General features: G+C 30.9%; 1 protein-coding gene. It reads right to left on the bottom strand.

Annotation, left to right across the window (positions count from 1 at the left end; all coding sequences use genetic code 11):
* On the bottom strand, positions 1–753 hold a 753-nt coding region (locus AVBRAN12637_RS09690), incomplete at both ends, for a hypothetical protein (protein WP_336615830.1).

Below are 753 nucleotides of genomic sequence, written 5' to 3'. Positions count from 1 at the left end.
TCTACGCTAGGTGTATTTGCTTGAGTGTCAGCAACAAGTTTTAAACTAGCTTCACCTTTAATATCAGTTCCAATTACGTTAAATGTAAACTTATAATCTCCAAAGTTATTGCAACCTAGTTCTGGAGTATACGCAAATTTACCATCAACTGCAAGAACTGAATCAGTTTTAATTAATTTATCATTGTGAGTAATAAATACTTGCATTGATTGAATACCACCAGCATTAATCTCACCTTTAAATAAAGGATTAGCATCTACCGTAGTTGAACCATTGCTAATTTCTTTTAGGTTATTATGATCACCTGATTCATCACCTTCAAATATAGATACTTTAATACCATTTCCAACACTTGGAGTAACTACATCTACATTAGCATTGTTATCATTAGCTACTTCATCTTTAGCTGTATTTAAATCTAAGCTAAATGAGTATTCTTTCATTTCTCCTGTTTTTAAGCTTGATAAATATACTTTATATGTTCCAACTTCCCAACCACTGCCATCTACTCTGTTTGTTAAATCAGGAGTATATGTAAATTGTCCATCTGGTGCAGCTTGGAATTCTTTCATAATTATTTCATCTTTACCTGTAGCATTATTTGGTTTTACAAATAATAATACTAAAGTATCATTAGCAACTGATTTACCCACAAATGTTGGAGTAGTATCAAATGTTCTACCACCATTTGGAATTTCAGTTAAGTTATTAAAGAATCCATCTTCATCGCCTTGTAATACTTTAAATTCTAAA

It is taken from the genome of Campylobacter sp. RM12637, assembly GCF_020137645.1.
Lineage (GTDB): Bacteria > Campylobacterota > Campylobacteria > Campylobacterales > Campylobacteraceae > Campylobacter_E.
Note: the sequence above shows the minus strand (reverse complement) of the source record. Positions and strands in the feature narration are given on the sequence as shown.